The following is a 25,803-nucleotide window of genomic DNA, read 5'->3' as shown; positions in this document are numbered from 1 at the left end:
ATGCTTTATGGGAGGTTAGGATCAACCGCCAAAGTCATCCAGCATAATGTTTTCATCTTCAACGCCTAAATCTTTGAGCATTTTAATAACAGCAGCGTTCATTACTGGCGGTCCACACATATAGAATTCACAATCTTCTGGTGCTGGATGATTTTTGAGGTAATTCTCAAACAACACATTGTGAATAAATCCAGTATATCCCGTCCAGTTATCTTCAGGTAAGGCATCTGAAAGTGCGACATTCCATGTGAAGTTTTCGTTTTCTTTTGCAAGCATATCGAAGTCTTCAGTGTAGAACATTTCACGCACAGAACGAGCACCATACCAGAAGCTAATTTTACGTTTAGAATGTAAGCGTTTTAACTGATCAAAAATATGTGAGCGCATTGGTGCCATACCTGCACCACCACCAATAAAGATCATCTCTGCATCAGTTTCTTTAGCGAAGAATTCACCAAATGGCCCTGAAATTGTCACTTTATCACCTGGCTTTAATGACCAAATGTATGACGACATTATTCCTGGTGGTACATCAGGATTACGTGGTGGTGGTGTCGCAATACGCACGTTTAACATGATAATGCCATGCTCTTCAGGATAGTTTGCCATTGAGTAAGCACGTACAGTGGTTTCTTTTACATCAGAAACATAGCGGAACAAGTTAAATTTATCCCAGTCTTCACGATACTCTTCTGGCACATCAAAATCTTCATAACGCACGGTGTGAGGTGGACATTCTATCTGAATAAATCCACCAGCACGGAAAGGTACAACTTCACCATCAGGAATTTTTAATACTAATTCTTTAATGAAAGTTGCTTTGTTATCGTTTGAGATAACTTCACATTCCCATTTTTTAACACCGAAGATTTCTTCTGGTAATTCTAACTTAAGGTTGTTTTTTACGTTGACCTGACAGGCTAAACGACAACCCTCTTTAGCTTCACGCTTGTTAATATGCGAAAGTTCTGTCGGCAGAATATCACCGCCCCCCTCAAGCACTTTAACGCGACACTGGCCACAAGAGCCACCGCCACCACAAGCTGATGAAATAAAAATACCTTCGTTTGATAATACGTTTAGTAATTTATCACCTGCTGGTGCATTAAAGCTTTTGTCTGGGTCTCCATTGACCTCAACTGAAATATCCCCTGTATTGACCAGTTTTGATTTTGCAAACAAAATCAACGCTGTTAATACCAATACAATCAGGGTAAACATCACGACACCTAGAATAATTATATCCATGAGTTCTTCTCACCCTTTATAGCTGAACACCAGAGAAGGACATGAAACCTAATGCCATCAACCCTGTGGTGACAAAAGTAACGCCTAATCCTTTCATACCTGCCGGTACATCCGCGTACTTCATTTTCTCACGGATAGAAGCCAACAATACGATGGCTAACATCCAACCAATTCCAGAGCCGAAACCATAAACAATAGACTCACTAAAGTTATAGTCACGTTGTGCCATAAATGACACACCACCGAAAATGGCGCAGTTAACGGTAATAAGAGGCAAGAAGATCCCTAATGCGTTATACAGCGCAGGGAAATAACGGTCTAAAATCATCTCTAGGATTTGTACCAGTGCGGCTATCACACCAATGAAAGTGATAAAGTTTAAGAAACTTAAATCGACACCTTCCATTAATGCATTATCACGTAACACATAGTTGTAAACCAAGTTATTCAGTGGTACAGAAAGACCTAGAACAACAGTAACAGCGATACCTAATCCAAATGCCGTTTTTACGTTTTTAGATACAGCGAGGAATGTACACATCCCTAAGAAAAACGCGAGCGCCATATTCTCAATAAAAACAGCACGAACAAACAGGCTTATATAATGTTCCATGGCGATTAGTCCTCTTCAACCTGTGCAGGTTTTAATGTACGTAATCCCCAAATTAGCAAGCCAATGATAAAGAATGCACTTGGTGCTAACAGGAATAAACCGTTAGGCTGATACCAGCCACCATTCTGGATAGATTCCATCACGGTAATGCCAAATAATTTACCAGAACCGAAAAGCTCACGTAAAAATCCGACAAGGATCAAGATAGCGCCATACCCTAAGCCATTACCAATACCATCCATAAAACTTTCAATCGGTGGTGATTTCATTGCATAAGCTTCTGCTCGCCCCATAACGATACAGTTAGTAATGATAAGGCCAACGAAAACAGAAAGTTGCTTAGAGATTTCATACGCATAAGCTTGCAAAATTTGGTCAACAACGATAACTAATGAAGCAATAATCGCCATTTGAACAATAATACGAACGCTACTTGGTATGTAATTACGAATTAGTGAAATAAAGAAACTTGAGAATGCAGTAACCAGTGTTACAGCAATTGTCATCACGAATGCAGTTTCAAGTTTTGTTGTTACAGCCAGTGCAGAACACACACCCAATACCTGTAAAGCAATAGGGTTGTTATCTAACAATGGCCCAAGTAAAACGCGTTTAATTTCTTTTGTATCAGCCATTGATTTCTCCTTCACGTACTTTTTTCAGGAATGGGCCGAAACCTTTTTCACCTAACCAGAAGTCGAACATATGCTGGATGCCATTTGAGGTCAGTGTCGCACCAGAAAGTCCATCAATACCATAAGGATTACCAGAAGCGGCGCCACTACGTACAATCTTGATAGCAGGTAGGCCTTCCTCATTGATTAGACGCTTACCTTTCCATTGTGCTTTCCACTGTGGATTGTCAACCTCTCCCCCTAAACCGGGCGTTTCACCATGAGCATAATAAGTAATACCTTTGGAGGTTACACCATCAATATCAACCGCTATAAAAGCATACATCACAGACCATAAACCTGAGCCATAGACAGGTAGTACGACTTCTGTTGTTTTACCTTGCTCATCAAGGACAAAATACACTTCTGCTGTATTTGAACGTCGGCGAATTTTAGCAAAATCATCTGCCGGTGATAGTGCAATTGAAGTATCGTCACTACGTAATGCCGTATTTAAATCAAAATTACCTTTACTATCAGTCAGTTCGCCTGTCTGAAAATTAACAATTTTTGCTTTAATACGAGTGTCATACACTTTCAATACATCTGTTGCGCTCATTTTAGGTACAAGCAATCCAGCAACATCAAGAATATTACGTTGTTTATCAAGAAGTTTTTGTTCTTCTTGTTTAGACTTCAGTCCAACCGCGGCCCCTGCTACTACAACGGAACACACAAGACACAGAATAAATACAACGAGAAACGTTCTTGCGACGCTATCTTTGTTTTTCTCTTTAGCCACGAGCTTTTCTCCGCTTAATATTCGCCTGAACAACCACATAATCGAACAGTGGTGCAAATAAGTTTGCGAATAAGATTGCCAGCATCATTCCTTCTGGGTAAGCCGGATTGACGACACGAATAAGCACAGCCATTACGCCAATCAAAATACCGTAAGCCCATTTACCTTTATCAGTAAATGATGCAGATACTGGATCTGTTGCCATAAACATCATACCAAACGCAAAACCACCTAAAACAAGGTGCCAGTGCCAAGGCATTGAGAAGAGAGGATTGGTATCTGAACCGATAAAATTAAACAGATATGACATCACGATCATGCCTACCATTACTCCTGCAACGATACGCCATGAAGCGATACGAGCAAAGAGAATGACAGCACCACCAATTAAGATCATCAGTGTTGAAACTTCACCAATCGAACCTGGAATATATCCCAGAAAAGCATCCATCCAAGAGATAGGTTGTTGGGTAGCTGTATTTAATAATGCGCTTTCACCTGATACAGACCATTGTGACAATGGTGTTGCACCCGAGAAACCATCAGCAGCAGTCCAAACCAGATCACCTGAAATTTGAGCTGGATAAGCAAAGAACAGGAATGCACGACCCGCTAATGCTGGGTTCAAGAAGTTACGACCTGTACCACCAAAAATTTCTTTTGCGATAACAACACCAAACGTAATACCTAGTGCAGCCTGCCAAAGTGGTAGCGTTGGCGGTACAATCAAAGCAAACAGTATGGATGTAACAAAGAAACCTTCGTTAATTTCATGCCCACGAATGAAAGCAAAAAGTACTTCCCAAAACCCACCAACCGCAAAAACAACAAGATAAATAGGTAAAAAGTAAGTTGCACCAAGTAACATCTTACTTCCCCAACCTGCATCCGTTGCTAATGATGCACCAAGGTATTGCGCAAGGCGATAATGCCAGTCGGAAGCGATGATTTGCTGTAATTCTACGCCACTATATAACTGATTCAGTGCTGGGATCGCTTGGTGGCCGACATTATACATTCCCCAAAACATTGCTGGAAAAACGGCTAACCAAACCAAGATCATCATGCGTTTTAGATCGATAGTGTCACGAACATGTCCACCATTACGCGTTACTGTGCCTGGCGTATAAAATACTGTGGTCACAGCCTCATAAAGTACGTACCATTTTGCTAATTTGCCACCGGGCTCAAAATGGTGCTCTACTTTTTCAAATAAATTTTTCAAACCCATGAGTTACCCTTCCTGCTCAATTTTGGTCAATACTTGGCGCAGTGCTGGGCCATACTCATATTTGCTTGGGCAAACATAAGTACATAATCCCAAATCTTCTTCATCCAATTCCAAACAACCTAATGCTTGCGAACTGTCTGTATCACCTACAACTAAATCACGTAATAAATGCGTTGCCATAATGTCTAATGGCATAACACGCTCATAGTTACCAATTGGTACCATTGAACGTTCGCCACCATTCATTGAAGTTGTAAAAGCAAAGCGTTTATTTTTTAGGAAGTGACCGATAGTTGTACGAGTAATAGAAAATTTATCGCTACCCGGCATACCCCAACCAAATAACTCTTTATCACGACCTTCTCGTAATACAGAAACTTGATTATGGAAACGACCTAAATAGTGATGAGCCTCATCAGATTTCCATCCCCATAACACAGAGCCAGAAATAATGCGGTTTTCATCATCAACTAATTGATCTTTGGTTAACTCATAGAGATCAGCCCCTAAACAAGTACGCACTAAACGCGGTGCTTTTACTTGAGGGCCGGCTAATGCAACAACGCGTTCAGTGTATAAAGAACCTGTTGTAAACAAGTAACCAATAGCAATCACATCTTGGTAATTTAAATGCCAAACCATTTTCTTAGCACTGACAGGCTCTAAGAAATGAATGTGAGTACCTACCAATCCTGCTGGGTGAGGACCAGAAAATTGGTTATAGCTAATTTGTCCGTCATTTAATTTTGCAGGTGATTTTTCGCCATGACAAACATAGACCTTTCCTTCAGTTAATCTGGTTAAAACAACAAGGCCATCATTAAATGCCTTCTCATTTTGCTCAATAATAACCATAGGATCAGCTGCAAGTGGATTGGTATCCATTGCAGAAACAAAAATGGCAACAGGTGTTGTACCTAAATGCGGAGTACGACTGTAAGGACGAGTCCTTAACGCAGTCCACATGCCCGATTTAACAAGGTTGGTTTCAACCTGTTCACGGGTCAAATCTGACAACGCAGCGCTATCATAGCGGTTGAAGGTAATTTCTTCGTTGCCATCAATTTCTATCACGATAGATTGGAACACACGGCGTTCACCGCGGTTAATTTCAACGACTTTACCACAAGCTGGGCTGGTGAAAACAACACCGGCATTCTTTTTATCTTCAAAAAGAATTTGCCCTTTTTTTACATGCTCACCTTCCGAAACCATCATAGAAGGACGCATACCGACATATTCTTCGCCTAGCAGTGCTACGCGTTGAATCGCGGGTCCGTCTTCTATCACTTGGGCAGGCGCTCCTGCAATTGGGAGGTCGAGTCCTTTTTTAATTTTAATCATAAGATTTGCACAAGTTTATCAGTTAAACCCTAAGCTACAAATTCACCCCGAAAATGTAGCGACTCTGTAATAAAAACATCTTAAGGTGTTTTTGAACCTTAAGTTATTTATCTCCGATAATTGTTACTATTTTCTCTTATTCTGCCGACCTGAATTTTATCATCTCAGCCTAACCCTGTCTGACTATTCGAGTGATTTAGCTCAAGCAAATGGGAATATTATTTTGACTGAAACGTTAACAACTCGTATAAACCGAATTAAAATATCATCTTTCTCGACGATCGCTTAAATTTTACACAGAATATTTTGTAATAGAAAAGAAACCATCTCGGATTTTAATTTACAAATTTATTGCTTCATAGCAATCTACGATCTACTTTATCAACAAATTTTAAGCTATTTTTCTGATAAAACCATGACCAGTCACGCAAAACAACTAATCAGTTTTTTAACATTAATGTTAACTTCTTTATTAGTTAACGCCGCGAATAGTTCAAAGTTTCTAATGGAATCTGTTAAAAAAAGTACAGGACAGCCTATCTATATTCAGATTTTCAAAGAAGAAAGCTTACTTGAACTTTATACAGAAAAATTAGATGGGCAATTAGAAAAAGTACGTACTTACCCCATCTGTAGCTATTCTGGTGGATTAGGCCCTAAAAAGTTTCAAGGTGATTTAAAAAGTCCAGAAGGCTTTTATCAGGTTAATTTTTCACAATTAAATCCGAATAGTCGATTTTACCGAGCTATCAATCTAGGATTTCCTAACCAATACGATAAATCAAAAGGATACACAGGGGATTTTTTAATGATCCATGGAGCGTGTAAATCGGTTGGTTGTTATGCAATGACCGATTCAGTTATGGATGAAATTTATCAGTATGCTGAACTAGCCCTGAAAAATGGACAATCAGTGATCAATATTCATATTTTCCCATTTAAAATGACTAACGAAAATATGAAGAAACATCGCTATTCAACGGACATAGATTTCTGGCAACAACTTATGCCCGCCTATCAATATGTCGAAGAACGCAAACAGATCCCTTCTGTAACTGTTAAGGATGGACGCTATCTTGTTAATAGCACCTCAATTGTACCTAATCAAGCCATCCTTAATTTATCACAAAATAGTGAAAGTAAATGGCTACAGGATACGCACACCACGATCAAATAACACAAACTCCCCCACAGGAATACGTTGCCAAGACTCATTTCCAGTAAGTGGTAATGTTGAAATAACAGAAACAACATCATCTGATTGTGTATGTTGCTGAAAATCAATTTCTACATCTTGATCAAGTAGTTTTGCTTTTCCAAAAGGTGCTTTTCGCGTGATCCAATGCAAATTTGTTGAACAATACGCCATAACAAATCGTCCATCGGATAACAGCATATTAAAAACCCCTTTTTGTCTTAATTGAGAGGCTAAAGTAGCAATAAAACGAAACACAGCCTGCCAATTAGCAGGTGTTCGTTTATAACGCTCTTCAAGTTGATTTAAAATCCAACAAAATGCTTTTTCACTGTCTGTTTGACCGATAGATCTAAAGCGTCCTGTTTCAAGAGATTGATAGCCTTTTAATTGACCATTATGTGCATAGGTCCAGTTTTTACCCCATAATTCACGGGTAAAAGGATGGGTGTTTTCTAAAGAGACATTTCCTCGATTCGCCTGACGAATATGGGCAATGACAGCCTCAGATTTAATCGGATATTCTTGAACAAAGCGAGCGACAGGTGAAATAGCACTGGCTTGAGGGTCTTTAAATGTGCGACACCCTAGTCCTTCGTAAAAGGTAATTCCCCAACCATCTTTATGAGGCCCAGTTTTGCCCCCTCTTGGAATTAACCCACTTAGGCTAAAATTAATATCTGTCGGTACATTTGCACTCATGCCTAATAATTCACACATCGCTCACTCCTTCTTGTCGATGTTTATTGCTGATTTATAGCAATATCAATAACGACTTACTTTTCCATTTCTTTTTCAATTAATTGGATCAGAATATGGATAACTTTGATATGGATTTCTTGGATACGATCAGCATAACCAAAATGAGGAACACGAATTTCAATATCCGCAGTTCCATCCATTTTGCCACCGTCTTTACCCGTTAGCGTAATGACTTTCATGCCTTTTTCACGCGCAGCACTAATCGCTTTGATGATATTGCCTGAGTTACCTGAAGTTGAAATTCCCAGCAGAACATCACCTTCTCTACCTACAGCTTCAACATAACGTGAAAATACATATTCATAGCCAAAATCATTACTCACACATGAAATATGGCTTACATCAGAAATCGCAATGGCAGGATAACCAGGACGATTTTCACGGTAACGCCCTGTCAGCTCTTCAGCAAAATGCATTGCGTCACAATGAGAACCACCATTACCACAAGATAATACTTTGCCACCAGCCTTAAACGAATCTGCTAATAATACAGCTGCTTTTTGAATAGCTTCAATGTTTGCATCATCTTGAAGAAAGCGAGAAAGGGTATCTGCTGCTTCTGTTAATTCACCACGGATAAGATCTTGGTACATAGGATTTTTACTCCAGAAAGGGTAATCGAAATTTTCTGTTTCTCAGTGTAACGGATTCGATGTCATGAAAGAAGATACCCATTACCGACAAATGCTAACTTCTCTCATTTACGAATAATTTGTGAGCTATATTGTAATTAGAATGTAAATATATTGATAAAAGTTAGTGACTAGATTAGATCTAAATAACAAACAACAGGTCTGACCTCTGATCTCTTGCTAAATACAGGAGTTTATTATGACACTACTCAGTATTGCACTTTTCATTATTCTTATTGGCATACTTAGTTATCGCAAATCTGGTATTGCGGTAAGTAGCCTTGTCCTTATTGCTTACACTTTTGTAATGGGTCTAGTCAATATTTGGAGTTACTGGCTACTTCTTCCCGTTGCATTAGTTTTATTACCCTTTACACTTCCGTCTATTCGTAAAACCTATATTTCTGCTCCTGCACTTAAAGCATTTCAAAAAGTCATGCCTTCTATGTCTAAAACAGAACAAGAAGCCATTGATGCAGGTACAACATGGTGGGAAGGTGAGCTTTTCCGTGGCGCTCCTGATTGGAAGCAATTGCATAATTATCCCAAACCACAACTCACCGCTGAAGAACAAGCGTTTCTTGATGGTCCAGTAGAAGAAGTTTGTCGTATGACAAATGACTTTGAAATCACTCATGAGTTAGCTGACTTACCACCTGAAATCTGGCAGTACCTGAAAGATAATCGCTTCTTTGCGATGATCATTAAAAAAGAGTACGGCGGATTAGAGTTTTCTGCCTATGCACAATCTCGTGTATTGCAAAAGTTGGCTGGAGTATCTGGTATTTTAGCTATCACAGTTGGTGTACCTAACTCTTTAGGTCCTGGTGAACTTCTTCAGCATTATGGTACCGATGAGCAGAAAAAACGCTATTTACCCGGTTTAGCCAAGGGAGATGAAATTCCTTGCTTTGCTTTAACCAGCCCTGAAGCTGGCTCTGATGCAGGTGCGATCCCAGACAGTGGTATCGTTTGCATGGGAGAATGGCAAGGAGAGCAAATATTAGGTATTCGTTTAAATTGGAATAAGCGCTATATCACCCTTGCACCTATCGCAACCGTATTAGGACTGGCGTTTAAATTGCGTGATCCTGAACATCTTTTAAGTAACGATGAAAACCCTGGCATTACCTGTGCATTAATTCCCACCGATGTAAAAGGCGTTGAAATTGGCCATCGCCATTTCCCATTAAACGTTCCGTTTATGAATGGGCCTACTCGCGGTAAAGATGTTTTTGTTCCTATTGATTACATTATTGGTGGGCCAAAAATGGCAGGACAAGGCTGGAGAATGCTGGTGGAGTGCCTTTCTGTTGGTCGTGGAATTACTCTACCATCAAACTCGACCGGTGGATTAAAAAGTGTGGCAATGGCAACGGGCGCTTATTCTCGTGTACGCCGTCAATTCAAAATTCCTATTGGTAAAATGGAAGGTATTGAAGAACCATTAGCTCGTCTAGCTGGTAACGCTTATCTTTTAGATGCCGCTGCAACCTTAATTACCACTGGTATTATGTTAGGGGAAAAACCTGCGGTTTTATCTGCTATCGTCAAATATCATTGTACTCATAGAGCACAACGTGGCGTTATTGATGCAATGGATATTGTTGGTGGTAAAGGGATCTGTCTTGGAACTTCAAACTTTGTTGCCCGTTCTTATCAAGGTTCGCCTATTGCTATCACCGTTGAAGGTGCCAATATTTTAACACGTAGTATGATCATTTATGGTCAAGGTGCTATTCGTTGCCACCCTTATGTGTTAGATGAAATCGCCGCAGCACGTGACAGCAATCTACATGATTTTGACCGAGCCTTATTTGGCCATATCGGGCATGTTGCAAGTAACACCTTACGAAGTATTTGGTTAGGTATCACTAATGGTCGTTTAAGTGCATCACCAACCAATGATGAAACACGTCGTTACTATCAGCAAATTAACCGCCTTAGTGCCAATATGGCTTTATTATCTGATGTTTCAATGGGGGTTTTAGGTGGGAGTTTAAAACGTCGTGAGCGTATTTCTGCTCGTTTAGGTGATATTTTAAGCCATATTTTCCTCGCTTCTGCGACTTTAAAACGCTATGAAGATGAAGGTCGTCATACTGCTGATTTGCCATTAGTGCATTGGAGTGTGAAAGAGTGTCTATACCAAGCTGAAAATGCAATTGATGAACTGTTACGTAATTTCCCGAGCCGAATGATCGCAGGTACTATGCGCGCCATTATTTTTCCTCTCGGTAAAGCGCAGAAACTGCCATCTGATAAACTAGACAGTAAAGTGGCTCAAATTATTCAACAACCATCTGAAACTCGCGATCGTATTGGTAGAGGCCAATTCTTAACACCTTGTGAACACAATCCACATGGTCTAATGGAAGAAGCGTTACTTGATATTTTAGCAGCAGAACCTATTTTCGACCGCATTTGTCGCCTCTACGAGAAAAAATTCAGTTTTACTCAATTAGATAAGTTGGCAGATAAAGCGTTAGCGGATAAACGAGTGACGCCAGAAGAGGCTGATATTTTACGTAAAGCTGAACAAAGTCGCTTACGGAGTATCAATGTTGATGAGTTTGACTTTGATGCACTGGCGGTGCCCGCAAAAAAGCCTAAAACGAGTGATATTAAAACAGATAAAGCAGCCTAGTTTATTTATATAAAGGGCATATCACCTGCTGAATAAAACAAAACACCTCATAACTAAATAAGTCATGAGGTGTTTTTGTTTCAATAAAAGTAAGACTAATAAAAAGGATTAATTAAAGATTTAACTCCAACGCTAATAATTCTTCTATGGTTTGACGGCGTCGAATTAATTGAGAAGCCCCTTTTGTTATTAATACTTCTGGAATAAGAGGACGACTATTATAATTAGATGACATTGAAGCGCCATAAGCCCCTGTATCATGAATAATTATATAATCACCCACTTGAATTTGAGGTAATAAACGAGGGGTAACTGTGCCACCTTCCTGCTGAGTAAAAACATCACCTGATTCACAAAGCGGGCCTGCAACAATAGTTTCTTGTAATTCTATCATTGGCTTTATTTGCCCATGATTATCTAAAACTGAAATTTGATGGTAACTTCCATACATAGCAGGGCGCATTAAATCACTAAATCCAGCATCCACCAGTACATAGTGACGGCTTCCCATCGATTTAACCGCTCTTACTTGAGAAACTAATACACCAGACTCAGCCACTAAGAAACGTCCCGGCTCGATTTCAAGCTCGATATCATGACCAAGATGTTGTGCAATACGTTGACGTGCTTTATCCCACAACGAAAAATAGTGAGTTAAATCGACCGTAGCATCACCTTCTTGATATGGCGTTGATAATCCGCCACCAGCTGAAATTGCTTGAATATCAACCTTAGCGGTAAGCACTTGTTCTACCATTGCATCACAAACACTTGATAGATGCTGATAATCGACCCCTGAGCCAATATGCATATGAAAACCAACTAGAGTTAGGTTGTATTGTTGGATCACAGATAATGCTTCAGGAACATCATCGAACCAAATACCATGCTTACTATTTTCACCACCTGTATTAGTTTTTTGGCTATGTCCATGACCAAATCCAGGGTTAATTCTTATCCAAACAGCATGCCCTTGATTGCGTTCACCTAATTGGCGAAGCATGTCTATAGAACCGGCATTAACAGGAATATCTAACTCAATAACACGTTCAATAGTTCTTTCATCCAATAAATCAGCAGTAAAGACAATCTCACTTTTTTCTCTACCGCCTTGATAACCTGCCACTAAAGCACGTTCGATTTCACCTAATGAAACCGAGTCTACTTTTACACCCTGCGCTTTCATTAAACGTAAGATATGAATATTTGAGCAAGCCTTTTGAGCAAAGCGAACCACATCAAACGATTTTAGTTGAGCAATACGTTCAGAAATTGTATCGCCTTGATAAATCCATAATGGCGTTCCATACGTTTGTGCGAGTTGATATTGAGCCATAGTGATTGATGTTGTCATAATATTTACTCATAAAAGTCACTGGTGAATAAAATGATTATTAATTAACTTGAAAAGGAATAAAAATATCAAATAAGCTACACTCTATTCATCCATGATATAGGAATAATAAATGAAAGCTCCTTTTAACTGGCGACATATTGAAATATTTCATGCTGTAATGACGACACAAAATCTCACTGAAGCGGCTGAATTACTGAAAACCTCACAACCTACTGTAAGTCGAGAGTTATCACGTCTTGAGCATTTATTATCATTTAAGTTATTTGACAGAATAAAAGGTCGGCTTCAGCCCACAGCAGAAGGATTACGATTTTTTGAAGAAGTGCAACGCTCTTATTATGGTTTAGATAGGATCATTAATGTTGCTGAAAGTATTCGTCATTTTCGACAAGCTGAACTAAATATCACTTGTTTACCTGCATTCGCTCAATCATTGCTGCCTTCTATTTGTCGTCAATTTATTGATCAACATCCCGATGTCAATTTAACTATCGTTCCTCAAGAATCACCATTGTTAGAAGAATGGCTATCAGCTCAACATTATGATTTAGGATTAACAGAACACACCCAGACACCAGCAGGAACTCGACAAGAAACACTGTTAACACTCAATGAAGTTGCCGTTTTACCTAAGTCACATCCATTGTGTCAAAAAACATTGTTACACCCGTCTGATTTTCAGAACGAGCGTTTTATCAGCTTATCTGTTAATGATACTTATCGACAGCTCATTGATGCCGTTTTTATTCAAGAAGGAATAACGCGACAATTAATCATGGAAACACAAAGTGCTGCATCTATTTGCGCCATGGTCAGTGAAAATATCGGCATTTCAATTGTTAACCCTATTACTGCTCTTGATTACCTCAATAAAACACTTTGTATTCGCCCTTTAAGTTTTACAATCCCTTTTACTATAAGCTTAATTCGCCCATCTCACCGCCCATCATCACAACTGGTTTCCTATTTTATTGATGTAATGAAAAGTGCATTAGCGGATTACCCTGCACACTTAAAGCTCGCCTTTACCCGATAAACCAAGCCAATGTGAAGAGGATGAAAACCATTCAACAAGAAAATCGAGCAATACACGTACTGCAGCTGGCATATTTTGCCGACTTGCTAAAACAGCATAAATCCCCATAGGTTGAGCTTGATAGTCAGCTAAAACGTGTTCTAACTCTCCACTTTCAAGATAAGGTTTTGCTGAATAATAAGGCTGTAATGATATTCCCGCTCCTTTTAATGTTGCTTGCAATAACACAACGGATTCATTAGCACTCAAATTACCGCCAACGGGCACAGAATAACGTTTATCTCCTAAATTGAATTCCCACAAGCTACGACCAAAAAAACGATAAGTTAAACACTGATGTTGAGCGAGATCATCCGGTGTTTTCGGTATTCCTTTTTTTACTAAATAATCTTTATGAGCACATACTACGGAAAGGCATGTTGCCAGCGGCCGCGCAATTAAATTAGGCTCAAGATGATTAGTAATACGCAAAGCAATATCAATGCGTTCTTCCACCAAATTCACTGTTTGATTAGTAATTTGTAAATCGACAGCAATTAAAGGATAACGCTGCATAAACTCACAAATAGCAACAGATAAAATGCTATTTGCTAATGATTGTGAACTGGTAATACGAACAAGCCCACTAATTTGATGACGCTCTTTAGGAATATTGGCAGGGATACGTTCTGCCATTTCTAATAATTGCAAACTTTGTTCATAAACCATCTCACCAACAGATGTTAAGCTCTGTTTGCGTGTTGTTCTATGCAATAAACGAACACCCGCCCATTCCTCCATTTCATTTAAATAGCGAGTTACCATGGCTCTAGACATACCTAGATAATCAGCAGCTTTTATCATGCTACCTTGCTTCACAATAGTCACAAAAACTTCTGATGCTTTTATTTTATCCATTTTATTTGCTCGATTTACGCAACAATTAATTGCCTGAAATGAGGTTTTTCTCTTGTTTTATGCAACATATTATAGTCAGCAACAACATTATGGAGAAAACAAAAGATGAAAAAATTACTTCCTTTAACACTTGCAGCAACCGCCTTCTTCGCAACTTCAGCATTAGCTACTGAATTAACATTAGATATCTATAATCCAGGAGAGGCGAGTGTTTTTCCTGTTTCTTCTGAAATTATTTATGGTGATAAAGATGCTGTTTTAATTGATGCTCAATTTCAGAAAAATGATGCACAAGCCTTAGTTGATAAGATCAAAGCTTCTGGAAAAAACCTGACTTATATTTATATCAGCCATTCAGATCCTGATTTTTATTTTGGATTAGATGTTATTACTGATGCGTTTCCAAATGCTAAAGTGATTGCAACTGCGCCCACAATCAATGCAATCAACGAAACCCAAGCAGGAAAACTGGCCTACTGGAGCACAGTACTTAAAGAAAATGCCCCTAAAAAAATCATCATTCCTGAAGAGGTAACAGGCGATAGTTTTTCTATTGAAGGAGAGACTATTTCTATCAAAGGATTAGATAGCCAATCTCCAGATAGAACATATCTTTATGTTCCAAAACTGAACGCAGTGATGGGGGGTGTTTTAGTTTATGAAAATATTCATGTCTGGTTAGCAGATACTCAAACTATCACAGAGCGCCAATATTGGGTTAAAGCATTGCAACAAATAAAATCACTCTCACCAAAAACTGTTATTCCAGGCCACTATTTACCTAAAGCAACATATAGTCTACAAGCAGTTGACTTTACGATGAATTATCTAATTGAGGCTGAGAAAAATCTTGAAAAGACAAAAAATTCAGATGAATTTATTGCAGTGATGGAAAAAACTCATCAGAATTTAGCAGATAAATCAAGCCTAGAGCTCAGTGCAAAAGTACTTAAAGGAGAGATGCAATGGCCTCAGTAACAAGCAGTACAGGTGACACTCAAAGTACTAAAATATTGCACTATGTTTACGATCCTCTTTGTGGTTGGTGTTATGGCATTGCTCCCCTTATTGAAGTAGTGAGCAATATATTTCCAGATGCTATCAAGTTACATGGTGGTGGTTTATTTACACCAACAAGAGCCGTAACCGGTGGTCAATCATGGAAAGAGCACGTTACCCCCATCGATGAACGTATTAGTCAATTATCAGGTCAAGTCTTTAGTCATGCATACCGTGACACCCTTGGTAACACAGAAATGGTATTAAACTCTCTGTTACCTATTTCAGCTATTCTTGTTGCTCAAATAATGGGAAAGCGTGACGTTTATTTATTAAAAGCATTACAAGAAGCCTATTACCTTGACGGTTTAAATATCAGTGATAAAAACACACTGTTATTTATTGTGAAAAAGCTAGGCTTTGATGTTGAACAGTTTGCATCTTTACTGTCTGAAATTAATGAAGCACAAACTCAACAACATTTAAGTCAAACACAGCAATTAATGAGCCAAGTTAATGGCCGTGGTTTTCCGACACTATTTATTGAAGATGCTCAAGGTTATCACCTGATATCAGTTGAAAAATATTTAGGTAATACAAAACGTTGGCAGCAATTTATAACGGAAAATCTATAATCAATTTTATAGTGTGCTGATTTATTTACGTATTTCTGCACACTACCTTCTTTATTATTCAATAACATTACCCATTTTAAATGTTGTATATATAAAATTATCAATAAACTAAAAATAGAAACTAAGCACCATTAGTGTCGAAAAAGATAAACAAGAACCAAATGCGACTTTGTTTAAATATTCTTTTGTGGTTATTAATACGATGCAATACACACAAAGCCCCAACAAAGAAGCACCTAAAAGAATATAAGGTAATTTTTCAAATCCACACCATGCGCCAATTGCACCAAACAATTTCACATCACCAAAACCCAATACACATTCTTGATAAATAAGATATCCCCATAAATAAACACCATAAAACAACCCAGTTCCCATTAAAAAACCATAAAAAGCATGATGAAAAAGAACTAGACCATATGTAGTATAATTTATTGATAATCCTAAAAATAACAACCAAAACGTTAAGTCATTAGGCAACAAAAAATAGTCCGCATCAAAAATAGAAAGTGTTAATAAATAAAAAGTTAACATTGAAAATATTATCAATAAAGACAATGAATTAATTGAAGTTATCCAATAAAGAAAAATAACAAAATAACTAAAAATAAGCTGATAACGCCGAGATTTAGGCAATAAAGATAATAAAGAATAAAATGTACAAATTTTAATTGTCATAAAAAAATAACTAAGAAAAGAGAGCAAGAAATCACGTTTAAAGAGAAAATAAATAAAATTCATAAATATCAATTCCTTATTTTTTTACAGCTCCTGTGAGTTAACTGTATAAGAGAATAAATTGAATACCGAGAATTCTTTTATAATTACCCTAAAAACATGAAATTTTGCGACAAAACTCGCAAGAAAATTCACGCTATAATAACGATAAAAGCAAAGTGATAACTTGCATGCCATAATGTCATGCGTATGATGCATATCACATATTTTATTTATCACGGTTAACCATCTTTTACGTAAGGGTTTCACGTTATGCGTATTCCTCGCATTTATCATCCAGAATCACTCACAACAGGCACGCAAACAATATTAGATGACGAAGCATCTAATCATGTTGGACGTGTATTAAGAATGTCTACAGGGCAAAAACTGGCATTGTTTGATGGTTCAAACCAGGTGTTTGATGCCGAAATCATTGAAAGCACAAAAAAATCAGTCACAGTGCAAGTAAATGAAGGCATTGTTGATGATAAAGAATCCCCTCTCGACCTCCATTTAGGGCAAGTATTGTCTAGAGGTGAGAAAATGGAGTTTACTATTCAAAAATCAGTAGAGTTAGGTGTAAATACAATTACGCCACTGATCTCAGAACGCTGTGGTGTTAAACTAGATCCAAGCCGTTTAGAGAAAAAACATCAACAATGGCAAAAAATTATTATCTCAGCCTGTGAACAGTGTGGTAGAAATACGCTTCCACAATTGATGCCAGTGATATCATTGGAAGAATGGTGTGCTCAAAATGATGATAGTTTAAAACTCAATTTACACCCTAGAGCAAACCAAAGTATTAATACCTTACCCTTACCTGTTAAAAAAGTGCGCTTATTGATTGGCCCTGAAGGTGGACTTTCCCCCGAAGAAATCGCCATGACAGCAGAGCACCATTTTACTGATATTTTATTAGGTCCTCGTGTATTAAGAACTGAAACAACAGCGCTCACCGCAATCACCGCTTTGCAGGTTCGGTTCGGCGATCTGGGATAAAGGAGAAGTAATGATTAAATTAGGTATTGTGATGGACCCAATTTCATCCATCAAAATCAAAAAAGACACCAGCTTTGCCATGCTATTAGAAGCACAGCGCCGTGGTTGGGAAATTCATTATATGGAAATGAACGATCTTTACCTACATCAAGGTGAAGCACGCGCTCATACTCGTTTACTCAGTGTAGAAGAAAACCCAGAAAAATGGTTTGAATTTGGCCAAGAGCAAGATATTGCTTTAGGTGAACTTGATACTATTTTAATGCGTAAAGATCCGCCTTTTGATACCGAGTTCATCTACGCAACCTATATTTTAGAGCGCGCAGAAGATATGGGAACACTCATTGTTAATAAGCCACAAAGCTTGCGTGATTGTAACGAAAAACTCTTCACAGCGTGGTTCCCAACATTAACACCAGATACTTTAGTTACCCGTGAAGCTAAACATTTACGTGCTTTTCATGAAAAACACGGTGATGTGATTTTCAAACCATTAGACGGTATGGGTGGCGCATCTATTTTCCGTTTGAAAAAAGACGATCCTAACGTAGGTGTCATTATCGAAACACTCACAGACCATGGTCATCGTTTCTGTATGGCGCAAAACTTCTTACCTGAAATTGTTGATGGTGATAAACGCATTCTTGTTGTAGACGGCGAACCTGTTCCTTATTGCTTAGCACGTATTCCTGCAAAAGGGGAAACTCGTGGCAATTTAGCGGCTGGTGGTCGCGGTGAAGCTCGCCCATTAACAGAGAGTGATTGGGCAATTGCACGTCAAGTCGCACCTATTCTTAAGCAAAAAGGTCTTATTTTTGTTGGCTTAGATGTTATTGGCGATCGCTTGACTGAAATTAACGTCACAAGCCCAACTTGTGCGCGTGAAATTGAAGCTGCTTATCCTGATGTATCTGTAACAGGTATGCTAATGGATGCAATTGAAGTACGCCTAAATAAGAAAAACTAACTTTTAATCACCCTCGCTAAAGGGTTTAAAAGTCTGAACCTAGCCCCTACATATAAATAGATGGTATACATTAAGAAATACAATGTATAAAAGGGCTAGGTTTTTTACTAAAAATGATCAGGGAACAGTATTACTATTATGAATTTACTTAACCATTTTCTTATTGCTATGCCTTCATTGAGCGATCCGTTATTTGAGCGTTCGGTCGTCTATGTTTGCGAACATAATGAAAACGGTGCGATGGGCTTAATTATTAATAAACCTATCGAAGATATCTCAGTGGAAGGCGTATTAGATCAACTGGAGATTTTTTCAACGGACAGAGACGAAGCGATTAGCTTACAAAAACCTGTGATGTCAGGAGGTCCAGTTGCAGAAGAGCATGGTTTTATCTTACATACTCCGGTGTCAGGTTTTAGCTCTAGCATAAAAATCAGTGACAGCACTATGATCACAACATCCAAAGATGTATTAGAAACCTTAGGCACAGCAAGACAACCAGAAAAAACATTAGTTTCTTTGGGATATTCCAGCTGGGAACAAGGTCAGTTAGAGAAAGAGATTTTAGAAAATAGTTGGCTTACAGTTGAAGCAGCGCCTCAGATTATTTTTGATACCCCTATTGCTGAACGTTGGCATAAAGCTGCTGAATTAATTGGGATTAATATCCATACTATTTCGCCTATAGCGGGTCACGCATAATGTCAAACAGAACAGTAATGGGCTTTGATTTTGGCACTAAAAGTATTGGTGCTGCTATTGGTCAAGAAATCACAGGAACTGCTAGACCTTTAGCTTCATTTAAAGCCAAAGACGGCATTCCTGATTGGTCTCAGATCGAAAAAATCATAAAAGAATGGCAACCTGATTTAGTCATTGTGGGTTTACCTCTTAATATGGATGGCACGGAGCAATTAGTCACAACACAAGCAAAAAAATTTGCCAATCGCCTACATGGAAGATTTGGTGTTCAAATTGCCTTGCATGATGAACGCCTTAGTACCGTTGAAGCTCGTTCTCACCTTTTTGAGCATGGTGGCTATCGTTCATTAGATAAAGGCAGCGTGGATGCAACATCTGCCGTTATTATTCTTGAAAGCTGGTTTGAACAGCAATGCTAACAAGTGCTCGTCATGCAAAACGACAGGTCTTGTTAATCTCGCTCTTAAGCAATCAATCTCGTTGAATTAATCCTTCATGTTGACGTTGCTGGCGACTTAACATGAAGGTTTGCATGCCATATTCACTACCCGTTTGCATTAATGTAGTTACTTGGTGATATTTCCCTTCTCTAATAAGATGCGAAATGCCCTGCGTAACCTGCATTATTTCAAATAATGCCACTCGCCCACCTTCAGTTGAAGGTACCAACTCTTGTGAAATTATCGCCCTCAAACTGCATGCTAATTGTGATGAAATCCATTGACGCTCATTACCTGCAAATACGTTAGTAACACGTTCAAGTGTTTGTGTTGCGCCTTGAGTATGCAAAGTAGCTAGAACTAAATGCCCTGTTTCAGCTGCGGTTAAAGCTAACTTAATGCTTTGTGCATCTCTTAACTCACCAAGCATAATAACGTCTGGATCTTGACGTAAAGCACTCTTTATTGCACTTGCACTATTTTGCACATCGCGTCCAACCTCTCGTTGCTGAACAACACTTTGTTTATTGCTATGTATAAATTCAATTGGATCTTCTAATGTCAAAATATGCTGACGTTGATATTGATTTAAATGATTGATCATCGCGGCTAATGTCGATGACTTACCACTGCCTGTAGCCCCAGTAACTAAAATAAGCCCATAAGAATAGTTATCTAATAATGTTGAAACCGACTTAGGTACTCGAAGTTTATCTAAAGAAGGGATTTGTGTTTCAATTATTCTTAATACTGCTGAAACACCTTTTTGTTGACGAAACAAATTAATACGAAGCCGTTGCCCACAAGGCAGCGTAAGTGCTGTATCAATCTGCCCTTCATTCTCAAAAATTTGCTTTTGGGCATCTGTCAAAAAAGGCCTGAACCACGCAAGTAGACTATCGGAAGTGATAGGTTTACATTGATTTTGTTGATAAAGTATTCCATTGATCCGTAATCGTGGTACATCGCCACAACAAAGATGCAGATCAGAGGCGTTATGCTTTACACTATACGCAATTAAATTTTCCATTTTCATCTTATTATCTCCTGAGTTGCCATGAATACTATTAAACAGAATCTCGTCAATGTCAGGTCTCACATTGACACCGCAGCGCAGAAATGCGGCCGTTCTTCAGAAGAAATAACACTACTTGCAGTGAGCAAAACAAAACCTGCGAGCGACATCGAAAAAGCAATCGCATGTGGGCAAACTGAATTTGGTGAAAACTATGTCCAAGAAGGCGTTGATAAAATCAATTATTTTTCTGATAACCACGCTCTAGTTTGGCACTTTATCGGTCCTCTACAGTCAAATAAAACACGTCTTGTTGCTGAAAATTTTGATTGGTGCCATACCATTGATAGATTAAAAATCGCTCAAAGATTAAGTGATCAACGTCCTGCTTCATTGCCACCATTAAATGTACTTATTCAAATCAATATTAGTGATGAAAACAGCAAATCAGGCATTAATCTTACTGAACTTGATGGGCTAGCAGCACAAATTTCTATTCTTTCAAGCATTAAATTACGCGGATTAATGGCTATTCCCGCACCTGAAAGTAATTATGACAAACAAGTTGAAGTATTAGAAAAAATGCATCTTGCCTTTAAGCAATTACAATCTCAATACCCCAACATAGATACATTATCTATGGGAATGACGAGTGATATGGAAGCCGCTATTGCTTGTGGTTCAACACTTGTTCGTATTGGTACAGCAATTTTTGGCGCAAGAGATTACGCGACTAAGTAAAAATAGAGGTTTATATGGAACATCGTAACATCGCTTTTATTGGCGCTGGAAATATGGCTCAAGCCATTATTGCTGGATTGATTCAAGGTGGATATCCAGCACATAAAATAACCGTCAGCTCACCTTCTGCCATTCGTAGAGAGCCTTTAGAGAAAGAGTTTGGTATCCATAGTACTAATGACAATATTAACGCAGTGAAAAAAGCGGACGCCATTATACTGGCTGTAAAACCTCAAATGATGGAAGAAGTTTGTAAGCCCTTACAAAATATTGATATGAGTAAAAAGTTAGTCCTCACTATCGCTGCTGGCATTCCTGCTACACGTTATAACGACTATTTTGCAACTCAATTACAACTCGTTCGTATTATGCCAAATACGCCTGCACTCGTAGGTAAAGGCTTAAGTGGTATGTTCGCACGCCATTCACTTTCATCTAAAGATAAACAATTCGCCGATGAATTAATGAAAAGTGTCGGAACAACTGTTTGGGTAGAGCAAGAATCTGCCATCAATGATATTATCGCCGTTGCTGGTAGTGCACCTGCTTATTTCTTCTTGTTTATGGAATCAATGCAACAAGAAGCTGAACGTTTAGGTTTTTCACCTGATGTAGCAAGAGCCATCGTGCAACAAGCGGCAAGTGGCTCTACTGCCTTAGCTGAAAAGCAACATATGCTACCTTTCTCAACTTTACGCGAGCAGGTAACATCAAAAGGTGGAACGACAGCCGCTGCGCTTATGCAGTTTTATGAAGGTAAATTACCTGAAAACGTCGCTTCTGCCATGCAAGCTGCGATTAAACGTGCGCAAGAAATGGAAAAACAATTTTAATTTCATCAGGGCCAACTAATGAATTTTTTAAATTTCGTCATTCTGACTCTTCTTCAACTCTATACATCCGTACTTTTATTACGTGTTTGGATGCAATGTGTTAGAGCTGATTTTTATAATCCTTTTTCACAGTTTATCGTCAAGATCACACAGCCAATTGTTCGCCCATTAAGAAGTGTAATTCCTTCTATTGGCCCTATTGATACAGCCTCCGTTTTACTGGCATATGTATTAATTCTACTAGGTATTATTATTCCATCTTATCTATCTGGAACATCATTTCCTTTATCTTTAATGTTCCCATTTGCCTTTATTGAACTGCTCACAGCAGCAGGTAAGATGATTTTTTGGTTGATCATTATCCGCGCGATCCTTAGCTGGGTAAGCCAAGGTCGTAATCCAATTGATCATCTTTTATATCAATTAACAGAACCTTTAATGGCACCTATTCGTCGTGTAATTCCGGCAATGGGTGGTTTAGATTTTTCTGCAATGATTGTTATTCTCGTGCTTTACGCTCTGAATTATCTGCGTGTAGACGTTTTACAATGGTTACTTAGCGCAACTCTTTACTAAGGATAACACTCATGCAAAAAGTGGTACTCGCAACAGGAAATCAGGGAAAAGTCAAAGAGCTAGCCTCTTTGCTTTCTGATTTTGGTTTAGATATTGTTGCTCAAACAGAGCTTGGTGTTGATTCAGTTGAAGAAACTGGCTTAACTTTTGTCGAAAATGCGCTAATTAAAGCGCGTTATGCAGCAAAAGTGACAGGTTTACCTGCAATTGCCGATGACTCAGGAATTTCGGTTGATGCTTTAGGTGGTGCACCAGGAATTTACTCCGCACGCTATGCAGGTGTTGATGCAAGCGATCAGCAAAATCTGGATAAATTGCTTGATGCAATGAAAGATGTACCTACTGAAAAACGCCAAGCGCAATTTAATTGTGTATTGGTTTATATGCGCCATGAAAATGATCCAACGCCTCTAATTTTCCACGGTATTTGGCATGGTGTATTAAGCACAGAAATGCATGGTGAAGGTGGATTTGGTTATGATCCTATTTTCTTTGTTCCAGAGTTAAATTGCACTGCAGCGCAATTAACTAAAGAGCAAAAAAATCAGCACTCACATCGTGGTAAAGCACTTAAATTAATGTTGGATGCCCTTAAGAATGCTTAAGTTGCCCCCATTAAGTTTATATATTCATATTCCTTGGTGCGTACAAAAATGCCCTTATTGTGATTTCAATTCACACACACTAAAAGGTGAAGTACCACATCAGGAATATGTGCAACATTTACTCAATGACTTAGATGCTGACCTTATTCACGTTGGTTCTCGTGAAGTTCAAACGATATTTATTGGTGGTGGAACACCTAGTTTATTAAGTGCTGAATCAATGGCTGATTTGCTTTATGGCGTTAAAGAACGCTTAGCTGTTAGCCCTAATGCAGAAATTACCATGGAAGCGAATCCGGGAACCGTAGAAGCTGAACGCTTTGCCGGATTCCAACGTGCTGGTGTAAATCGTATTTCTATTGGTGTGCAAAGTTTTGGCAATGATAAACTTATTCGCTTAGGGCGCATTCATGATGCAGATGAAGCTAAAAATGCAGCTCGTTTAGCCAAAGAATTAGGCTTACGTAGTTTTAATTTAGATTTAATGCATGGATTACCAGACCAATCATTATCTCAAGCGCTTTCAGATTTACAGCAAGCAATAGAATTATCCCCACCACATTTGTCTTGGTATCAATTAACCATTGAACCCAACACACAATTTGGTTCCCGCCCGCCTAAATTACCTGACGACGATATGTTGTGGGATATTTTCTCAGAAGGCGATAAATTATTGACAGCTGCAGGCTATCAACAATATGAAACATCAGCATATTGCAAGCCGGGTTTTCAATGTGAGCACAACTTAAACTATTGGCGTTTTGGAGATTATTTAGGTATTGGCTGTGGTGCTCATGGAAAAATAAGTTTTGAAGATGGTCGCATAATGCGAACAGTAAAAACCAAGCACCCTAAAGGTTTTATGGAAGGCCGTTATCTCGATCAACAACATTTTGTTGATAATGATGACCGTCCATTTGAATTTTTTATGAACCGTTTTCGCCTATTAGAAGCATTTCCAAGACAAGACTTCAGCAATTATACGGGGCTTTCTGAAGAGGTTATTCGCCATCAGATAGATGAAGCATTGGCTTTAGGTTATATCAATGAAACAGATACTCATTGGCAAATTACACCTCATGGCAAGCTGTTCCTCAACTCATTGCTTGAACTATTTCTTTAATATTAATGATTTGAAATAGCTAGCTTAAAAAATGCCCATACTGTTATTCTCAGTTGGGCATTTTTCTTTAATAACAAACTTTAAAGATTAATCAATTAAAGTGCACTCTCTACTGCTTCAATCTGTTTAGTTAAGCTATCTAAACCACCACCAGAGAGATACCAAAGATCAGCTTGCAGATAAACAATACCACCATTTTTATAGGCTGAAGTTGTTTTTATAGCATCATCTTCAAATGTGGTTTTTTCTAATTTACCCGCACCAATGGCTTCGCTACGATCCACAATTAAAATAACATTTGGATTAGCTTTTGCGATCATTTCTGATGTAACTACACGACGTTTACCTTTATCTTCTTCAGCTACAGGTGGTAACTCGGCTCTTTTTGCCTTAACAACATCATAAACAACACTTTGATTATTAGGCATTAAATTACCAGCATTATGCATCAACACTAATATTTTTTTATCAGATTCAGCAGCTTTTTTCTGAGCTTGCTCAATAACGTTATTTAATTTAGTAATTTGTTCTTGAGTCGCTTGCTGTTTATCAAATAACTCACCTAATAATTTTATATTCGACTCAACTGAATTAAGATAATTAGCGCTATTAGTACCTAAATTAACAGTAGGTGCAATTTTTGCTAAAGCTTCATAAGATGCACCTTGGCGACCAGTAATAATGATTAAATCAGGTTTAATTTCAGCTAGTTTTTCTAAGTCAGGCGCTTTCATGCCACCTACATTAGCAACATTACTTGCAATACTACCTTTAATGTAAGCAGGAGCATTACCTAACGGTAACCCAATCACTTTATCGGCTAAGCCTAACTGAACTAAAGAATCATAGAGGCCAAAATCAAATAGGACCACTTTTGATGGGTTCTTAGCGACCGTTGTTTCACCTAACAAGTGTTTAATCACCATCTTGTCATTCTGTTGACTAATAACTTGGTTAGGTTGATATTCAATTGGCGTTTTGCTTAACGCAGAGAAACTCGTTACAGAAAGGATAGATGCGATAACCAAAGGAAGGATCTTCTTCATTAATTTTGCCCTGTTTAAGTG

27 protein-coding genes are annotated in these 25,803 nt (G+C 38.4%); 14 read left to right on the top strand and 13 right to left on the bottom strand.

Going from position 1 to position 25,803, the window contains the following annotated elements; all coding sequences use genetic code 11:
- Positions 1 to 21: 21 nt before the first annotated feature.
- Genes nqrF through GTH24_RS04540 form a run of 6 tightly spaced genes read right to left on the bottom strand, consistent with a single transcriptional unit; the run spans position 22 to position 5,852 of the window.
- Positions 22 to 1,248, bottom strand: a complete 1,227-nt coding sequence (gene nqrF / locus GTH24_RS04565) for an NADH:ubiquinone reductase (Na(+)-transporting) subunit F (RefSeq protein ID WP_115350346.1) — start codon at positions 1,246 to 1,248, stop codon at positions 22 to 24.
- Between the two features lie 16 nt (positions 1,249 to 1,264).
- The gene (gene nqrE, locus GTH24_RS04560; protein WP_006534792.1) at positions 1,265 to 1,861 is read right to left on the bottom strand and encodes an NADH:ubiquinone reductase (Na(+)-transporting) subunit E; all 597 of its coding nucleotides are present in this window, start codon (positions 1,859 to 1,861) and stop codon (positions 1,265 to 1,267) included.
- Positions 1,862 to 1,866: 5 nt separating this feature from the next.
- Positions 1,867 to 2,496 carry an NADH:ubiquinone reductase (Na(+)-transporting) subunit D gene (locus tag GTH24_RS04555; protein ID WP_072070899.1) on the bottom strand — a complete coding sequence of 210 codons (630 nt, stop codon included), beginning with the start codon at positions 2,494 to 2,496 and terminating at the stop codon, positions 1,867 to 1,869.
- Positions 2,489 to 3,277 (bottom strand): Na(+)-translocating NADH-quinone reductase subunit C, encoded by a 789-nt coding sequence (locus tag GTH24_RS04550; RefSeq protein ID WP_072070900.1) that lies wholly within the window; start codon positions 3,275 to 3,277, stop codon positions 2,489 to 2,491. Before GTH24_RS04550 ends, GTH24_RS04555 begins: the two co-directional genes overlap by 8 nt.
- Entirely contained in the window at positions 3,270 to 4,508 is a 1,239-nt protein-coding gene (locus GTH24_RS04545; RefSeq protein WP_115350347.1) for an NADH:ubiquinone reductase (Na(+)-transporting) subunit B, read from the bottom strand. The genes GTH24_RS04550 and GTH24_RS04545 overlap by 8 nt, the downstream gene beginning before the upstream one ends.
- A gap of 3 nt (positions 4,509 to 4,511) precedes the next feature.
- A complete protein-coding gene (locus GTH24_RS04540; protein WP_072070902.1) occupies positions 4,512 to 5,852 on the bottom strand; it encodes a Na(+)-translocating NADH-quinone reductase subunit A in 1,341 nt (446 codons plus the stop codon).
- A gap of 415 nt (positions 5,853 to 6,267) precedes the next feature.
- Here GTH24_RS04540 and GTH24_RS04535 point away from each other — a divergent pair, with 415 nt between their 5' ends.
- On the top strand, positions 6,268 to 7,029 hold the full coding sequence (locus GTH24_RS04535; protein ID WP_072070903.1) for a L,D-transpeptidase family protein: 762 nt from the start codon (positions 6,268 to 6,270) through the stop codon (positions 7,027 to 7,029).
- Here the strand turns inward: GTH24_RS04535 and GTH24_RS04530 are convergent.
- A complete protein-coding gene (locus tag GTH24_RS04530) occupies positions 7,000 to 7,767 on the bottom strand; it encodes a class II glutamine amidotransferase (RefSeq protein WP_072070904.1) in 768 nt (255 codons plus the stop codon). The genes GTH24_RS04535 and GTH24_RS04530 overlap by 30 nt on opposite strands.
- 56 nt (positions 7,768 to 7,823) lie before the next feature.
- Positions 7,824 to 8,402: a D-sedoheptulose 7-phosphate isomerase gene (lpcA, locus tag GTH24_RS04525; protein ID WP_072070905.1), complete on the bottom strand. Its 579-nt coding sequence runs from the start codon at positions 8,400 to 8,402 to the stop codon at positions 7,824 to 7,826.
- A 238-nt stretch (positions 8,403 to 8,640) separates the two neighbouring features.
- Between lpcA and fadE the strand changes: the two genes are divergently transcribed.
- A complete protein-coding gene (fadE, locus tag GTH24_RS04520) occupies positions 8,641 to 11,088 on the top strand; it encodes an acyl-CoA dehydrogenase FadE (RefSeq protein WP_072070906.1) in 2,448 nt (815 codons plus the stop codon).
- A 112-nt stretch (positions 11,089 to 11,200) separates the two neighbouring features.
- Here fadE and lysA read toward each other — a convergent pair whose 3' ends face one another.
- Positions 11,201 to 12,442: a diaminopimelate decarboxylase gene (lysA, locus tag GTH24_RS04515; RefSeq protein WP_072070907.1), complete on the bottom strand. Its 1,242-nt coding sequence runs from the start codon at positions 12,440 to 12,442 to the stop codon at positions 11,201 to 11,203.
- A 112-nt stretch (positions 12,443 to 12,554) separates the two neighbouring features.
- Between lysA and GTH24_RS04510 the strand changes: the two genes are divergently transcribed.
- On the top strand, positions 12,555 to 13,481 hold the full coding sequence (locus GTH24_RS04510) for a LysR family transcriptional regulator (protein WP_072070908.1): 927 nt from the start codon (positions 12,555 to 12,557) through the stop codon (positions 13,479 to 13,481).
- Here GTH24_RS04510 and GTH24_RS04505 read toward each other — a convergent pair.
- A complete protein-coding gene (locus GTH24_RS04505) occupies positions 13,458 to 14,378 on the bottom strand; it encodes a LysR family transcriptional regulator (RefSeq protein ID WP_072070909.1) in 921 nt (306 codons plus the stop codon). The two genes, GTH24_RS04510 and GTH24_RS04505, sit on opposite strands and share 24 nt — an antisense overlap.
- A 105-nt stretch (positions 14,379 to 14,483) precedes the next feature.
- On the opposite strand from GTH24_RS04505, the gene GTH24_RS04500 reads away from it, so the two are divergent.
- Together GTH24_RS04500 and GTH24_RS04495 are read left to right on the top strand one after the other, a co-directional pair.
- Positions 14,484 to 15,356, top strand: coding sequence for an MBL fold metallo-hydrolase (locus GTH24_RS04500; protein WP_164526008.1), 873 nt, complete (start codon positions 14,484 to 14,486; stop codon positions 15,354 to 15,356).
- Positions 15,344 to 16,012, top strand: a complete 669-nt coding sequence (locus tag GTH24_RS04495; RefSeq protein ID WP_072070911.1) for a DsbA family protein — start codon at positions 15,344 to 15,346, stop codon at positions 16,010 to 16,012. Before GTH24_RS04500 ends, GTH24_RS04495 begins: the two co-directional genes overlap by 13 nt.
- Positions 16,013 to 16,120: 108 nt before the next feature.
- On the opposite strand, the gene GTH24_RS04490 is transcribed toward GTH24_RS04495, so the two are convergent.
- Positions 16,121 to 16,546: a prepilin peptidase gene (locus GTH24_RS04490; protein WP_072070912.1), complete on the bottom strand. Its 426-nt coding sequence runs from the start codon at positions 16,544 to 16,546 to the stop codon at positions 16,121 to 16,123.
- A 456-nt stretch (positions 16,547 to 17,002) separates the two neighbouring features.
- Here GTH24_RS04490 and rsmE point away from each other — a divergent pair, with 456 nt between their 5' ends.
- From rsmE to ruvX, 4 genes are all read left to right on the top strand, one after another.
- Positions 17,003 to 17,734, top strand: coding sequence for a 16S rRNA (uracil(1498)-N(3))-methyltransferase (gene rsmE / locus GTH24_RS04485; RefSeq protein WP_115350353.1), 732 nt, complete (start codon positions 17,003 to 17,005; stop codon positions 17,732 to 17,734).
- 10 nt (positions 17,735 to 17,744) lie between these two features.
- Entirely contained in the window at positions 17,745 to 18,701 is a 957-nt protein-coding gene (gene gshB / locus GTH24_RS04480) for a glutathione synthase (protein WP_072071100.1), read from the top strand.
- A gap of 138 nt (positions 18,702 to 18,839) precedes the next feature.
- Positions 18,840 to 19,403, top strand: coding sequence for a YqgE/AlgH family protein (locus GTH24_RS04475; protein WP_072071101.1), 564 nt, complete (start codon positions 18,840 to 18,842; stop codon positions 19,401 to 19,403).
- On the top strand, positions 19,403 to 19,822 hold the full coding sequence (gene ruvX, locus GTH24_RS04470; protein ID WP_164526007.1) for a Holliday junction resolvase RuvX: 420 nt from the start codon (positions 19,403 to 19,405) through the stop codon (positions 19,820 to 19,822). The genes GTH24_RS04475 and ruvX overlap by 1 nt, the downstream gene beginning before the upstream one ends.
- Positions 19,823 to 19,874: 52 nt before the next feature.
- Here ruvX and GTH24_RS04465 read toward each other — a convergent pair whose 3' ends face one another.
- Positions 19,875 to 20,879: a type IV pilus twitching motility protein PilT gene (locus tag GTH24_RS04465; protein ID WP_164526006.1), complete on the bottom strand. Its 1,005-nt coding sequence runs from the start codon at positions 20,877 to 20,879 to the stop codon at positions 19,875 to 19,877.
- A 21-nt stretch (positions 20,880 to 20,900) separates the two neighbouring features.
- Here GTH24_RS04465 and GTH24_RS04460 point away from each other — a divergent pair, with 21 nt between their 5' ends.
- From GTH24_RS04460 to hemW, 5 genes are read left to right on the top strand one after another with little or no spacing between them, the layout of a single operon-like run.
- Positions 20,901 to 21,599: a YggS family pyridoxal phosphate-dependent enzyme gene (locus tag GTH24_RS04460; RefSeq protein WP_072071104.1), complete on the top strand. Its 699-nt coding sequence runs from the start codon at positions 20,901 to 20,903 to the stop codon at positions 21,597 to 21,599.
- 14 nt (positions 21,600 to 21,613) lie between these two features.
- Positions 21,614 to 22,432, top strand: coding sequence for a pyrroline-5-carboxylate reductase (gene proC / locus GTH24_RS04455; protein WP_164526005.1), 819 nt, complete (start codon positions 21,614 to 21,616; stop codon positions 22,430 to 22,432).
- Positions 22,433 to 22,450: 18 nt separating this feature from the next.
- On the top strand, positions 22,451 to 23,008 hold the full coding sequence (locus tag GTH24_RS04450; RefSeq protein WP_072071106.1) for a YggT family protein: 558 nt from the start codon (positions 22,451 to 22,453) through the stop codon (positions 23,006 to 23,008).
- A gap of 11 nt (positions 23,009 to 23,019) precedes the next feature.
- A complete protein-coding gene (locus GTH24_RS04445) occupies positions 23,020 to 23,613 on the top strand; it encodes an XTP/dITP diphosphatase (RefSeq protein ID WP_164526004.1) in 594 nt (197 codons plus the stop codon).
- Entirely contained in the window at positions 23,606 to 24,736 is a 1,131-nt protein-coding gene (gene hemW / locus GTH24_RS04440) for a radical SAM family heme chaperone HemW (RefSeq protein WP_072071108.1), read from the top strand. Before GTH24_RS04445 ends, hemW begins: the two co-directional genes overlap by 8 nt.
- Positions 24,737 to 24,831: 95 nt before the next feature.
- On the opposite strand, the gene GTH24_RS04435 is transcribed toward hemW, so the two are convergent.
- Entirely contained in the window at positions 24,832 to 25,782 is a 951-nt protein-coding gene (locus tag GTH24_RS04435) for a siderophore ABC transporter substrate-binding protein (RefSeq protein ID WP_164526003.1), read from the bottom strand.
- Positions 25,783 to 25,803 lie beyond the last annotated feature (21 nt).

This window comes from Proteus vulgaris, from assembly GCF_011045815.1.
Taxonomy (GTDB): Bacteria; Pseudomonadota; Gammaproteobacteria; order Enterobacterales; family Enterobacteriaceae; genus Proteus; species Proteus vulgaris_B.
This window is presented reverse-complemented; position numbering and strand designations above follow the sequence as displayed.